This is a genomic window from Burkholderia sp. L27(2015) (assembly GCF_009765705.1).
Taxonomy (GTDB): domain Bacteria; phylum Pseudomonadota; class Gammaproteobacteria; order Burkholderiales; family Burkholderiaceae; genus LMUX01.
Map to the genome: position 1 here is coordinate 510,600 of NZ_LMUX01000016.1, position 13,575 is coordinate 524,174.

The following is a 13,575-nucleotide window of genomic DNA, read 5'->3' on the forward strand; positions in this document are numbered from 1 at the left end:
ATCGGGACAATGAGCACAGGTCGGGCAGCACACCGTGGTGTACCGCCCGGCCGGGCTTTAACCCGCCTGTTTCAAACTGGCGCTGATGAATTCGTCGAGATCGCCGTCCAGTACGGAACGGGTATTGCTGATTTCGACGTTGGTGCGCAAATCCTTGATGCGGCTTTGGTCCAGCACATACGAGCGGATCTGGTGACCCCAGCCCACATCGCTCTTGCCGGCTTCGAGCTTGTCCTGTTCGACCTGGCGTTTGCGCATTTCGAACTCGTACAAACGCGACTTCAACATCGCCATCGCTTCGGCGCGGTTGCGGTGCTGCGAGCGATCGTTTTGGCACTGCACCACAATGCCGGTCGGACCGTGCGTGAGGCGCACCGCTGAATCGGTCTTGTTGATGTGCTGCCCGCCCGCACCCGAGGCGCGATACGTATCGACGCGGATATCGGCCGGATTGATTTCGATTTCGAACGAGTCATCGATCTCGGGATACACGAACACCGACGAGAACGACGTATGCCGACCGCCCGACGAATCGAACGGCGATTTACGCACGAGCCGATGCACGCCGGTTTCGGTGCGCAGAAAACCGTAGGCGTATTCGCCCACGATCTTGATGGTCGCGCTCTTGATGCCGGCCACATCGCCATCGGACTGTTCGAGGATCTCGGTCTTGAAACCCTTGCGTTCGCAGTACCGCAGGTATTGCCGCAACAGCATCGAAGCCCAGTCGCATGCCTCGGTGCCGCCCGCGCCCGCTTGAATATCGATGAAGCAGTTGTTCGGGTCGGCCGGGTTGCTGAACATGCGACGAAATTCCATATCGTCGACACGCTTGGCCAGCTCGGTCGTATCGGTCTCGCAGGCAACCAGGGTGTCTTCGTCGTCTTCTTCGCGCGCCAGATCGTAAAGATCCTGGGTGTCGCGCAAGTTATCGTCGAGCGAGCCCAAGGCCGTGACGATACCGTCCAGCAATTTCTTTTCGCGACCCAGCGCCTGCGCGCGTTTGGCGTCGTTCCACACCAGGGGGTCTTCGAGTTCCTTATTGACTTCGATCAGGCGAGCTTTCTTCGCATCGTAGTCAAAGATACCCCCGTAGCTCGCCCGCGCGTACGCGCAGGTCGGCCAAAGTGGTTCCGATCGCGTTGAGACGTTCTGCTTCCATGTCGATCGACCTTATTCTGATTTTCTAAAAGACGTGAATTATAGCCGATCGACGTGGGCCGGGCGTCATCGCCCGAGAGCGTGCTCGACGATCATTTGCACCCGCGCCACGCCATTCCAGGTATCGCTGGCCAGCCGATAGGCGAAGAAGGCCCGCGGCGGCAGCGGCTCGGTACGATTGAACCAGATCGCCTGGTAACGTTGGCGTCCCCGGCTGAGCTGCAATTTCAGGTGCTTGTCCTTGATCAAGGACTGTGTGGCGATGTCGAACTCGCCGGAAAACATCGGCGCGGCAAAGCCCTGGCCCCAGACCGCGCTGTCTAGCATCTGGACGAATTGCGGCGTGAAGTAGGCTTCTTCGAGCTCGCCATCGGTTTCGATCACGCGTGCGAGCGCATCGGGCCCCAGCCATTCCCGGCCCACGGCTTCGAACGCGGCAGTGAATTGGGCAAGGTCGCCACTCTTGAGCGTCAGACCCGCGGCCATCGCGTGGCCGCCGAATTTAACCAGCAAGCCGGGATGTCGCTTGGAAACCAGATCGAGCGCATCGCGCAGGTGGAAACCGGGAATCGAGCGCCCCGAGCCTTTGAGCAGCAGCCCCGTATCGTCAGCTTGTGCCAGCGTAATTGCCGGCCGGAAAAAGCGCTCCTTCAATCGCGACGCGACGATGCCGATCACGCCCTGATGCCAGCCCGCGTTGAACAGGGTAATTGTGCTGCTGCTGGCGGGGTCCACGTCGGCCAGGGTGTCGAGCGCTTCTTGCTGCATGCCCGCTTCGATTTCGCGGCGTTCGCGGTTCATGGCGTCGAGCTGCTGCGCGAGCGCCCAGGCGCGGCCTGTATCGTCGGTGGTCAGGCATTCGATGCCCAGCGACATATCGGCGAGCCGCCCTGCGGCGTTTAGGCGCGGGCCCAGCGCGAAACCGAGGTCGAACCCGCTGGCGGCGCGTGCGTCTCGGGCTGCCGCGCGAAACAGCGCGGCGATACCGGCGTGCATGCGCCCCGAGCGGATCCGCTTGAGGCCTTGCGCGACCAGCACCCGGTTGTTCGCATCCAGCCGCACCACGTCGGCGACGGTGCCCAGCGCGACCAGATCGAGCAGGCTGTCCAGCCGTGGCTCCGGCGCGTTCGCGAACGCACCGCGGGTGCGCAACTCGGCACGCAGCGCCAGTAGCACGTAAAACATCACGCCGACGCCGGCCAGATTTTTACTCGGAAACGGGCAGCCGGGCTGGTTCGGATTCACGATCGCCTGCGCATCGGGCAGTTCGTCGCCCGGCAAATGGTGATCGGTGACGAGGACTTCAATGCCCAGCGCGCGGGCAGCGGCTACGCCGTCGACGCTGGCGATGCCGTTATCCACGGTAATCAGCAGATCGGGCTTGCGGGTGTGAGCCAAGGCGACGATCTCAGGTGTCAGGCCGTAGCCGTATTCAAAACGATTCGGCACCAGATAGTCGACCTGTGCGTCAAACAGTCGCAGGCCGCGCACGGCGACTGCGCACGCGGTCGCGCCGTCGCAATCGTAATCGGCGATTACCAGCATCTTGCGGCGGCCTTCCAGTGCGTCCGCCAGCAGGCGCGCGGCGGATTCGATACCTTTGAGCAGTGTGGGCGGCAGCAGAGCGCCAAGTGCGGTTTCGATTTCGCTGGGGTCGCGTACGCCACGTGCGGCGTATAGGCGTGCCATAACGGGGTGCAGTCCGCGTTCGATCAGTACTTGTATGTCTGCGGGAGCGCTCGGACGTGTTTTGATTTGGGTCATTCGGTAGCGAGCGAGACAAAGGCGCGGCGACGCCAGAATTTACGCAAATCGCCGCGCGTGGTGGTGAGCGTGAGGCTATGGGTTTCGCCGCACAGCGTAAGTGCGACCGCGTCGAGCTGACCGGCTTCGAGCGCGTCCACGGCCGGTGCGAACCAGTCCTGCTCCAGGCTGCCCAAGGCGTTGCGCCACTCGTACCAATCTTCATGCAGAAACGGCAGCGTGAGCGTGTCGAGCTCCACCAGCGTCGTTGCCGCAAGCACGGTGGCGGGCAATTCGGCCAGCCGCGTCGGCCGCAGCGCGTTGTGGGCATTGCCGGCGAGGCCCAGGCCGCGCGTTGCCGGTTGTGCGGAAAATACGCTGTCGAACGCGCGTTTGACGGGCACCAACTTGCCCTGACTGTGTAGCCAGATCGAGTTGGCCGGCTGCAAACCCAGCGCAGCCCGGTTATCGTGGACGGGATGCTCGAACCACGACATCTGGACTTCGTTTTGCAGTTTCATCCAGAAGGTCGAGCGCTTGGCTTCTTTGGAACCGACGTCAGCGGCCGTCTGGCCGGCCTGCATGTCATGGGGCAGCCAGATCTCGATGCTGCGCCCGCTCGCGCGCAGCGGCGAGGCGCCGGCCACGGTGCCCAGCGCGCTGCCGTGTACATACCAGCGCAGCGGGTCGGGTGCGCTTAGCGTCAAGCCCAGTTCCTCGATCAGGGGGCGTGCTTGCGCGAGCAGCAGGGCGGCATCTTCGCTGCTCAGCGCCAGGCTGCCCGGGTCGACCAGCACCAGATGATCGCGGGCAATCTGGATATGCACGGGTTCTATGCAGGCCCAGTTTTCGGTGCCCGGCGTGCCGCCATCGGCCAATAGCATATAAGGGGCCAGCGGCGCAGAATCGGTTTGAGTGCCGTCCACCACGCCGAAACGGCGCGCCAGCCAGCGCTCGTGCGGCAGGGTGCGCTGGAAATCCGCACCGTGCTCGCGTTCGGTCACGGTGGCGCGTTGCAGCAACTTTTCGAGCCCTGGGCGCTCCAAGTCTCGCAGCAGGGCATCTGCGTGGACGGCGGCGGGCAGGGCAAAGGGGACGAGCAGGTGGAGGCGTTTGGCATGCATAGTGGATCGCATTGTATGGCAAACTTCGCGAAGCGCTGAGAATGGCGACTGCACCCTCACAATGTGAAGCGCCGCGATTTCCAACAAGGTAGAGCCCGGCACCGGTAACGACTAAAAAGGATACGCTTGAAATTACCTTATGAGTGGCAGATTGGCTGGCGTTACACGCGCGCCGGCAAACGCAGTTCGGGCAACGGCTTCATTTCGTTTATTTCAATGATTTCGATGTCCGGCATTGCGCTGGGTGTGGCAGCGCTGATCGTCGTGCTGTCCGTGATGAACGGCTTTCAACGCGACGTGCGCGACCGGATGCTTTCCGTACTGGCTCACGTCGAGATTTTTTCGCCCGACGGCACGATGCCGAACTGGCAACAGACCTCGACCGAAACGTTGCGCAATCCCGAGGTGATGGCCGCCGCCCCCTATGTCGAGGAGCAGGCGCTGCTCACGCGTAACGACGCGGTCAGCGGGGTATTGCTGCGCGGCGTCGATCCGGCACTGGAAGCCAAAGTGTCCGATATCGCCAGCGAAATGAAGGGAGGCCAACTGAGCGACTTGAAGCCCGGCGGATTCGGCATCGTGCTCGGCAGCGATTTGGCCGCCAGTCTCGGCGTAACGGTGGGTGACAAGATTACGCTGGTCGCGCCGCAGGGCACCATCACGCCCGCGGGGATGTTGCCGCGGCTCAAGCAGTTCACCGTGGTGGGCATGTTCTCCTCGGGGCATTACGAATACGATAGCTCGCTGGCACTGATCGAGATACATGACGCCCAGGCCTTGTTCCGGCTCGCCGCACCCACGGGCGTGAGGCTGCGCTTGAAGGACATGCAGAAAGCGCCGCAAGTGGCGGTGCAGCTCTCGCATACGCTGAGCGGTGATCTGTATATCCGCGACTGGACGCAGCAGAACAAGACCTGGTTCTCGGCGGTGCAGATCGAGAAACGGATGATGTTCATCATCCTGGCGCTGATCATCGCGGTCGCGGCGTTCAACCTGGTGTCGTCGCTGGTGATGACGGTGACCGACAAGCAGGCCGATATCGCGATTCTGCGTACGCTGGGCGCGCAACCGGGCTCGGTCATGAAGATCTTCGTGATCCAGGGTATGACCATAGGTTTGATCGGCACCATCCTGGGCGTGGCATTTGGCTCGCTGGTGGCGGCCTCCATTCCGACTGTCGTGCCGATGATCGAACATCTGCTGGGCATCCAGTTCCTGCCGCCCAGCGTTTATTTCATCAACGAATTGCCGTCCGACCTCGAAGGCGGCGATGTTTTGCGGATCGGTATCATGGCTTTTGTCTTGTCGTCGCTGGCGACGCTTTATCCAAGTTGGCGCGCGGCCAAAGTTCGACCGGCCGAGGCATTGCGTTATGAATAATCGGAACCGCGAAATCGTGCTCGATGCGTCGGGCATCACCAAAACATTCGTTCAAGGGCTGACCGCGCTCGACGTACTTCAAGGCGCGCAACTCTCGGTGTATCGCGGCGAGAAGCTGGCAATTGTCGGCGCGTCCGGCTCGGGAAAAAGTACGCTGCTGCATGTGCTGGGTGGCCTGGACGAGCCCAGTGCCGGCACGGTGTCGTTGTTGGGCAAGCCGTTTACCGCTCTGCGCGAGCGCGAGCGCAATGACTTGCGCAATCGCGCGCTCGGGTTCGTGTACCAATTCCATCACTTGTTGCCCGAATTCACCGCGCTCGATAATGTCGCCATGCCCTTGTGGATTCGCCGTATGCCGGCCGACCAGGCGCGCGACACGGCGATGGCGATGCTCGAACGCGTAAGCTTGGCCGACCGCGCCCAGCATCGTCCGTCGGAGCTGTCGGGTGGCGAGCGGCAGCGCGTGGCGGTGGCGCGTGCACTGGTCACGGAACCGGCATGCGTGTTGGCTGACGAACCCACCGGTAATCTCGATAGCCATACCGCTGCGACCGTGTTCAAGCTGATGCTCGAATTGAGCGAGCGGATGAATACCAGCTTCGTGATCGTGACGCACGACACGACGTTGGCCGCCCGATGCGATCGCGTGGTTCGGCTGGCCGATGGCCAGCTCACTGAGGAGCCGTCGGTGCCCGTGTAATTTCGTTCACGGCAGGGCAATAGCGTATGTGGATCGATACCCACTGTCATCTCGATGCAAGCGAATTCGATGCCGATCGTGACGAGCTTGCACGCAACGCGCATGCGGCCGGTGTGTCGCGTATCGTGATTCCCGGGGTATATCGCGAGAACTTCACACGCGTGCGGGAACTGGCGCATCGGATCGAAGGCGGCGCGTATGCGCTCGGCATACACCCGTTGCTCACGCCTGCCGCGCTCGATTCGGATCTGGCCGTACTGCGTCTCGAGGTTGAGGCGTCGCTCGACGATCCGCGCTTCGTCGGCATCGGCGAAATCGGCCTCGATTACTTCGTCAGCCTGGACGAAACCCGTCAGCAATATTTCTATAACGAACAGCTGAAGATCGCCCGCGATTTCGACCTGCCGGCCATCTGCCATGTACGCAAGTCGCAGGACCAAGTCCTCAAGGGCCTGCGCCGCCAGGGCGTGAGTCGCGGTATCGCTCATGCGTTCAATGGCAGTTTTCAGCAAGCGGACGCTTTTCTTAAGCAGGGTTTCAAACTAGGGTTCGGCGGCAACCTGACTTTCGATCGGGCACTGCAGATTCGTCGACTGGCGCAGCAACTGCCGCTGGAAGCAATCGTAATGGAAACCGACGCGCCCGATATCGCGCCGTCCTGGCGTTATAAAGAGCGCAACGACCCTGAGCAGGTCGTGCGCATCGGCCTTGTGCTGGCCGAATTGCGCGGCTTACCCCCCGAAGAGCTGGCGCTACGCACAACGGGCAACGCGCATGACGCATTGCCGCGGCTACGCGATTCGGCACAATCCCCGCGGTTCTGAAACGTGCAGTGTGCGAAGCTTCGGCGCGACGAAGTCAGCGAGGCTTGCACGCCCCGATCTGCATGACCCGATAGCCCGCGCGCAGGCGACTATCGATTCCGGCTCTTTTCCGCTATGCCTGATGGCCAAGATGCGCGCGAGAGCGCCCCGGCCGAACGATTGCGCTCGATAATTCTTTCGAGCGTCGGATACCCATACCTCGACGCTGTCCGATCCATCAACAAGCTGCAGGCTCGCGCCGTGAGCCGGCCGGTGCGTCCGTATGACAAGGTGCTGCGTGATCAGAACAGCGTGGTGTGCGTTTGCGCTGGGCGCATGGATGTTGCAGCAAACGGCAGCGTTGCCGGGCGAATTGCACTGCGTGATTTACTTGGGAGCATGCGCTGTGCTGGCGCTGGCCGCTCGCTGGGCGCAGTGTCGGGCGCAACGCATGTCGGGGTGCGGCGCGGGTTGGCTGACGCAGCTTGCCTTGGTCGGCCTGGCGTTGAGTGCCGGGTTCGGCTGGGCCGACTTACGGGCTGAGTGGCGGCTCGCCTACGCGTTGCCTGCTGCGCTCGAGGGTCGCGACATGCGCGTGAGCGGCCGCATTGTCGGGGTGCCGGAGCCTTTTGCGCAAGGCATGCGTTTCACGTTCCAGGTCAGTGAAGTGATCAATATGAGCGAGTCGGACAAGGATCCTGTTGCCAACGTCGATGTCGATCATTTTCCACGCACGATCCTTCTGAACTGGTATCGGCCGGCTCCTCAGCTAGTGCAGCAGTTGCAGGCGGGGCGGCACTGGCAGTTGACCGTGCGCTTGCGTCGCGTGCACGGCAGCGCGAACCCCGGCGGTTTCGATACCGAGCGCTGGATGCTGGAACGCGATATCCGCGCAAGCGGCCAGGTGCGTGAGATGCCCGCGCCGGTCGCCGGTGAGTTGGCGCGCGGTTGGCAGCCGAGTGCTGCGCTCGCGGCGCTGGACCGCTGGCGGATGCGCACACGCGAGCGGATCGAGGCCGTGCTGTCCGGTGCGCCGCATGCGGGTGTGGTGGTGGCCCTGGCCACCGGCATGCAGGCGGCGATTGCGCATGACGACTGGCAGCGTTTTACCGGGACAGGCACCAATCACCTGGTCGCCATCTCCGGCCTGCATGTGTCGCTTGTGGCGGGTTTGCTGGCAGTGTGTGTGACTGCATTGTGGCGCATGGCGGCTTGGCTGGGTTCGCCATTGCCATTGATGATGCCGTCCCAGCACGCGGCTGCGCTGGCGGCGGTAGTCGGCGGCGGCGTATATGTCGCGCTAGCCGGGTTTGGCGTGCCTGCACAACGGGCCTGGTGGATGCTGCTGGTGGCAGCGCTTGCGCGGCTGAGCGGTTGCCAGACCGGGGTTTCGACGGTGCTGGCATGGGCGCTTGGCATTGTAGTGGCGATAGACCCATGGGCGGTGGCGTCGCCCGGCTTCGAGATGTCGTTCGGCGCGGTCGGGGCGCTGGTGCTTGCGTCCAGCCGTATGGTGCGGGACGAACCTACACGCAGGCACGACGAACCGGTGTCGAAGCACGAACCGAAGCACGAACCGAAGCACGAACCGAAGCACGACGAGCTTGTGCCGCAGTCCGAAGAATCGAAATCGAAGCGCGGCAGACCCGGATTCCAGCCTCAGCTCAATGTACGTTGCGTCACTGGCGGGACATCGGCGCAGCTGCGTTTGCCGCAACCGGGTAGCGCAGGCCTGTTTCTGCAGTCTTGCTGGCGGCGGCTGGTCGACATGCTCAGTTTGCATGGTGCATTGACACTGGCGCTACTGCCGTTGAGCGTCGCATGGTTTGCTCAGGTTCCTTTATTGGGCGTGCCGGCCAACCTGCTGGCGATCCCATGGGTCAGCTTTTTTGTGACGCCGGCGGTGTTGCTCGGCGTGGTGTTGCCGGCGCCGCTGGACGCATGGGCCTTGCATGCCGCGCACGTCGGCTTGAGCGGGCTGGCCAGCTACCTCGACGTGCTCTGCGTGCCGCGTTGGGGCTTATGGCGCGTGCCTTTCCCAAAGCCGTTGCCGTTCGCGTTGGCCGCGCTCGGTGTGCTCTGGTGGTTGATGCCCCGCGGTTGGCCGTTGCGGCGCTGGGCCGCGTGCCTGTGGTTGCCTTTGCTATGGCCGGCGCCCAGCGCTCCGGCGGCGGGCGAGTTTCGCATGACCGTGCTCGATGTGGGGCAGGGCGGCGCGACACTGGTCGAAACCGCGCACCATCGCCTGCTGTTCGACGCCGGCACGGGGCCCAGCACGGGGGACGCCGGTGCGCGGGTGGTGGTGCCGTATCTGCAGGGGCGAGGCTTCGAATCACTGGATATGCTGGTGATCAGCCACGGCGACAGCGATCATGCCGCAGGGGCTCCGGCTGTCATGCAGGCGCTGCGAGTCGGTGTCTTGCGTGCTTCGCTGCCGCCCGCCCACCGGCTTTGGGCGCAGGCGCAAACCTCGGGCGTGGCGGACCGGGCGCCTTGCCGCGCGGCGCAGCACTGGCAGTGGGACGGTGTGACATTTGCGTTTTTATGGCCGGCGGCCGCACCCGATGCATCGGCGCCTAATCAGACCGCATGTGTGCTGAGAATCTCGAACGGATCCCACGCGGCCCTGCTCACTGCCGACATCGAGGCGCCTGCGGAGCAGACGTTGATCGCACAAGCTACGGCGGCGCACCTCGGCCAATTGGGGGCCGATATACTGGTGGCACCGCACCACGGGAGCCTGAGTTCGTCGACGCCCGACTTTCTTGATGCAATTGTCCCGCGTCATGTGGTGTTTCAGGTAGGCTACCGCAATCGCTTCCATCATCCGCATGAGCGCGTGGTAGCGCGTTATGCGGCGCGCGGCGCGGTAACGTATCGCAGCGATCGCGATGGTGCGGTGCAATTCGAAACGGCTGCGCAAACGCTAGAAGTGCAGCGCTATCGCACAACGCACCGGCGTTACTGGATGGACCGCTGAGCTTCACGAATGCGTAGACGCAAGACGGCCGTGGCTGCGTGGTTCAATAGCGGGCGCGCAGCAGCAGGCGATCAGAAGAAGCAAGCGGGCACGAGCACGCGTAGCTGGACGTTTTCCCGGCCAGCGGCAAACGGAGGGGTTTTCCTTGAAAGACGTCATTCATTTTTCGCACGCCAACGGCTTTCCTGCGTCGACCTATCGAACCATCTTCGCCGAGCTATCCGACGACTACGAAGTCCGTGCGATCGAACGGTATGGCCACGATCCGAGCTTTCCGGTGACGCGCGACTGGCCGCATCTGGTTGAGCAACTGCTGGAGTCGGTCGGCAGCAACTACGAACGCCCGGTCTGGCTGGTCGGGCATTCGTTGGGCGGCTATTTGAGCTTGATGGCAGCGCTGAAGAAGCCGCAATGGGTCAAAGGCGTGGTGATGCTCGATGCGCCGGTGATTGCGGGTTGGCGCAGCAATCTGCTGCGCGTATCCCAATGGACGGGCCTGGACGACCGGCTTTCGCCCGCTGTCGTGACCAGGAAACGCCGCATGCATTGGGCCAGTCGTGACGAAGTTTGGCGGCATTTCCACGCCAAACCGGCATTTGCACGCTGGGACGAGCGCATGCTGGCCGATTATGTCGATTACGGCACTGTAGCGACCCCACAGGGCGGCCGGGAGCTGAGTTTCGAGCGCGAGATCGAGTATCTGATCTATCGCACCTTGCCGCATACGCTGAGCGCGCGGCTGGCCGCGGGCGTCGCGGTGCCGGTCGGATTCCTCGCCGGAACCCACTCGCGCGAAGTGCGTCAGGTCGGATTAACGGCCACGCGCCGGCTGACTGGCGCGTCCCTGGAATGGATCGAAGGCAGCCATCTGTTTCCCATGGAGAAACCGCTGGAAACGGCTCGCGCTTTGCAAAGCCTGATGCACGGTCTGGCGCAAGTAAAAGGCTGACGGGCACGTCAAGCAAAAAAACTCTGCGATTTCGCGGTCCTCGGGCTGAAGTGCGGGCGCGTCTTACGGTATAATCCGGCTTTCTCGCGAACACTCCAGCGATGACCAAATATGTTTTCGTCACCGGCGGCGTAGTCTCTTCCCTGGGTAAGGGAATTGCTGCCGCCTCCCTGGCTGCGATCTTAGAATCACGCGGCCTGAAAGTTACACTCCTCAAACTCGATCCCTACATCAACGTTGACCCCGGCACGATGAGTCCTTTCCAGCACGGAGAGGTATTTGTCACCGAAGATGGCGCGGAAACCGATCTCGACCTCGGCCACTACGAGCGCTTCATCAGCACGAAGATGCGCAAGGGCAACAACTTCACCACGGGCCAGATCTACGAATCGGTGATCCGCAAGGAACGCCGCGGCGAGTATCTCGGCAAGACGGTGCAGGTCATTCCGCACATCACCAACGAAATCCAGGCATTTATCGAACGCGGCGCGCAAGCGGCCACCTCGGGCGAGCCGGATGTGGCGATCGTCGAAATCGGCGGCACGGTCGGCGATATCGAATCGCTGCCGTTCCTCGAAGCGGCGCGGCAGATGAGCCTGCGTTTGGGGCGCAATCATGTGTGCTTCGCGCACTTGACGCTGGTGCCCTACATCACCACCGCGGGTGAGCTGAAAACCAAGCCAACGCAGCATAGCGTGCAGAAGCTGCGCGAAATCGGCATTTTGCCGCACGCCTTGCTGTGCCGCGCCGACCGTCCGATTCCGGATGACGAGCGCGCGAAAATTTCGATGTTTTCGAACGTGCCGCAAGACGCCGTCATTTCGGTATGGGATTCGGACAGCATCTACAAAATTCCGCAGATGCTCTACGACCAGGGTCTGGACGGCATTATTTGCGATGAGCTCAAGCTCGCCCCCAATCCGGCTGATTTGACGGTTTGGGCCAAGCTTGTGCACGAAATCGAAAATCCGCGGTATGAAGTGACGATCGGGATGGTCGGCAAGTACGTCGAGTTGACCGAATCGTACAAATCGCTGATCGAAGCGCTCAAGCATGCGTCGATCTACACCTCGACCAAGGTGAATATCGAGTACATCGATTCGGAAGAAATCGAGAAGCACGGCCCGGCCGCGCTCGCTCACCTCGATGGCGTGCTGGTTCCCGGCGGGTTCGGCCGGCGCGGCACCGAAGGCAAGATCGAAGCGATCCGTTTTGCCCGTGAAGCGCGTGTGCCATACCTCGGCATCTGCCTGGGCATGCAACTGGCCGTGATCGAATTTGCGCGCAATGTAGCTGGGCTCTCCAAGGCCAATAGCACGGAATTCGAACCGGCTACGCCGAACCCGGTGGTCGCGTTGATCACCGAATGGTATGACCGCGACGGCCGCGTCGAAACGCGTACCGAAGATTCGGATCTGGGTGGCACGATGCGCCTGGGTTCGCAACGCTGCCCGGTCAAACCCGGCACCAAGGCCGCGCAAATCTACGGCGTAGACGTCAACGAACGCCACCGTCATCGCTACGAGGTCAACAACCGCTTCGTACCTCAGCTCGAGGGGAAGGGCATGATCATCAGCGCCCGTACGCCGAGCGAAGATCTGCCGGAGATGATGGAGTTGTCCGACAGCTTGCATCCGTGGTTTGTCGGGGTCCAGTTTCACCCGGAATTCACCTCGACACCGCGCGACGGCCATCCGCTGTTTCGCTCGTATATCGAAGCCGCGTTGAAGCATCGTCAGGGTATCGAAGCGATTGAGGCCGGCGCAGCGCTCGCGGCGCTCGATCCTGCCGCAGCGAGCAACGTGCAAAGCGTGCAGGTTGCCCCGCAGACCGCCCAGCAGACGGGAACCGGGAGCTAAGCCATGAAGTTGTGCGATTTCGAAGTGGGTCTGGACCAGCCGTTTTTCCTGATTGCCGGTACCTGCGTGATCGAGTCCGAGCAAATGGCGCTCGATACGGCCGGCGCGCTCAAGGAAATTTGCGGCGCGCTGAACGTGCCGTTCATCTATAAGTCCTCCTACGACAAGGCCAATCGCAGTTCCGGTTCGTCGTTCCGGGGGCTTGGGCGCAGCGAAGGGCTACGCATACTCGACGAAGTGCGTCGCCAGATCGGCGTGCCTATCCTGACCGACGTCCATTCGGAAGATGAAATCGAAGAAGTCGCTTCAGTGGTGGACGTGCTGCAGACGCCGGCCTTCCTATGCCGGCAGACCGATTTTATTCACGCATGTGCCCGATCGGGCAAGCCGGTGAATATCAAGAAAGGTCAATTTCTCGCCCCGCATGACATGGTGAACGTGATCGACAAAGCGCGCGCGGCGGCTCGTGAAGCTGGGCTTTCCGAAGATCGGTTTTTCGCCTGCGAACGCGGCGCGTCTTTCGGTTACAACAATCTGGTTTCGGACATGCGCTCGCTGGCGATCATGCGGGAAACCGGCGCGCCGGTGGTGTTCGACGCCACGCATTCGGTGCAATTGCCGGGCGGGCAGGGCAGCACTTCGGGCGGCCAACGCGAGTTCGTGCCGGTATTGGCGCGTGCAGCTGTGGCGACCGGCGTGGCCGGCCTGTTTATGGAAACCCATCCCGACCCGGCCCAAGCCAAGTCGGATGGTCCGAACGCCGTGCCGTTACGGCGTATGAAAGAATTGCTGCAAACGCTGACCGCGATCGATCGGGTCGTCAAAAGCCAGGGTTTCCTGGAACAGGATTTCAACTGATTCCAGCGAGCTGAGCAG

9 protein-coding genes and 1 pseudogene are annotated in these 13,575 nt (G+C 62.4%); 7 read left to right on the plus strand and 3 right to left on the minus strand.

Going from position 1 to position 13,575, the window contains the following annotated elements:
- Positions 1 to 57: 57 nt before the first annotated feature.
- From prfB to GSQ77_RS10220, 3 genes are all read right to left on the minus strand, one after another.
- Positions 58 to 1,162 (minus strand): peptide chain release factor 2 gene (gene prfB / locus GSQ77_RS10210; RefSeq protein ID WP_158901648.1). Its coding sequence is split into 2 segments (ribosomal slippage): positions 58 to 1,080 and positions 1,082 to 1,162, totalling 1,104 coding nucleotides; the frame shifts between segments, so codons are not numbered across the junction.
- 65 nt (positions 1,163 to 1,227) lie between these two features.
- Positions 1,228 to 2,925 (minus strand): single-stranded-DNA-specific exonuclease RecJ, encoded by a 1,698-nt coding sequence (gene recJ / locus GSQ77_RS10215; protein WP_158901650.1) that lies wholly within the window; start codon positions 2,923 to 2,925, stop codon positions 1,228 to 1,230.
- Positions 2,922 to 4,040 (minus strand): regulator, encoded by a 1,119-nt coding sequence (locus GSQ77_RS10220; protein ID WP_158901652.1) that lies wholly within the window; start codon positions 4,038 to 4,040, stop codon positions 2,922 to 2,924. The genes recJ and GSQ77_RS10220 overlap by 4 nt, the downstream gene beginning before the upstream one ends.
- 114 nt (positions 4,041 to 4,154) lie before the next feature.
- Between GSQ77_RS10220 and GSQ77_RS10225 the strand changes: the two genes are divergently transcribed.
- The 7 genes and pseudogenes from GSQ77_RS10225 to kdsA all read left to right on the plus strand — a co-directional run bounded on the left by GSQ77_RS10225 (position 4,155) and on the right by kdsA (position 13,557).
- Positions 4,155 to 5,408 (plus strand): lipoprotein-releasing ABC transporter permease subunit, encoded by a 1,254-nt coding sequence (locus tag GSQ77_RS10225; RefSeq protein ID WP_158901654.1) that lies wholly within the window; start codon positions 4,155 to 4,157, stop codon positions 5,406 to 5,408.
- On the plus strand, positions 5,401 to 6,108 hold the full coding sequence (gene lolD, locus GSQ77_RS10230; RefSeq protein ID WP_158901656.1) for a lipoprotein-releasing ABC transporter ATP-binding protein LolD: 708 nt from the start codon (positions 5,401 to 5,403) through the stop codon (positions 6,106 to 6,108). The genes GSQ77_RS10225 and lolD overlap by 8 nt, the downstream gene beginning before the upstream one ends.
- 26 nt (positions 6,109 to 6,134) lie before the next feature.
- A complete protein-coding gene (locus GSQ77_RS10235; RefSeq protein ID WP_158901658.1) occupies positions 6,135 to 6,932 on the plus strand; it encodes a TatD family hydrolase in 798 nt (265 codons plus the stop codon).
- A 277-nt stretch (positions 6,933 to 7,209) separates the two neighbouring features.
- Positions 7,210 to 9,891, plus strand: coding sequence for a ComEC/Rec2 family competence protein (locus GSQ77_RS10240; RefSeq protein ID WP_254067541.1), 2,682 nt, complete (start codon positions 7,210 to 7,212; stop codon positions 9,889 to 9,891).
- 145 nt (positions 9,892 to 10,036) lie between these two features.
- Entirely contained in the window at positions 10,037 to 10,840 is an 804-nt protein-coding gene (locus GSQ77_RS10245; RefSeq protein ID WP_158901662.1) for an alpha/beta fold hydrolase, read from the plus strand.
- A 101-nt stretch (positions 10,841 to 10,941) separates the two neighbouring features.
- Positions 10,942 to 12,579, plus strand: a pseudogene (locus GSQ77_RS10250) (CTP synthase); the annotation flags it as partial.
- Between the two features lie 123 nt (positions 12,580 to 12,702).
- Positions 12,703 to 13,557 carry a 3-deoxy-8-phosphooctulonate synthase gene (gene kdsA / locus GSQ77_RS10255; protein WP_158901666.1) on the plus strand — a complete coding sequence of 285 codons (855 nt, stop codon included), beginning with the start codon at positions 12,703 to 12,705 and terminating at the stop codon, positions 13,555 to 13,557.
- The last annotated feature ends 18 nt before the right edge of the window (positions 13,558 to 13,575 follow it).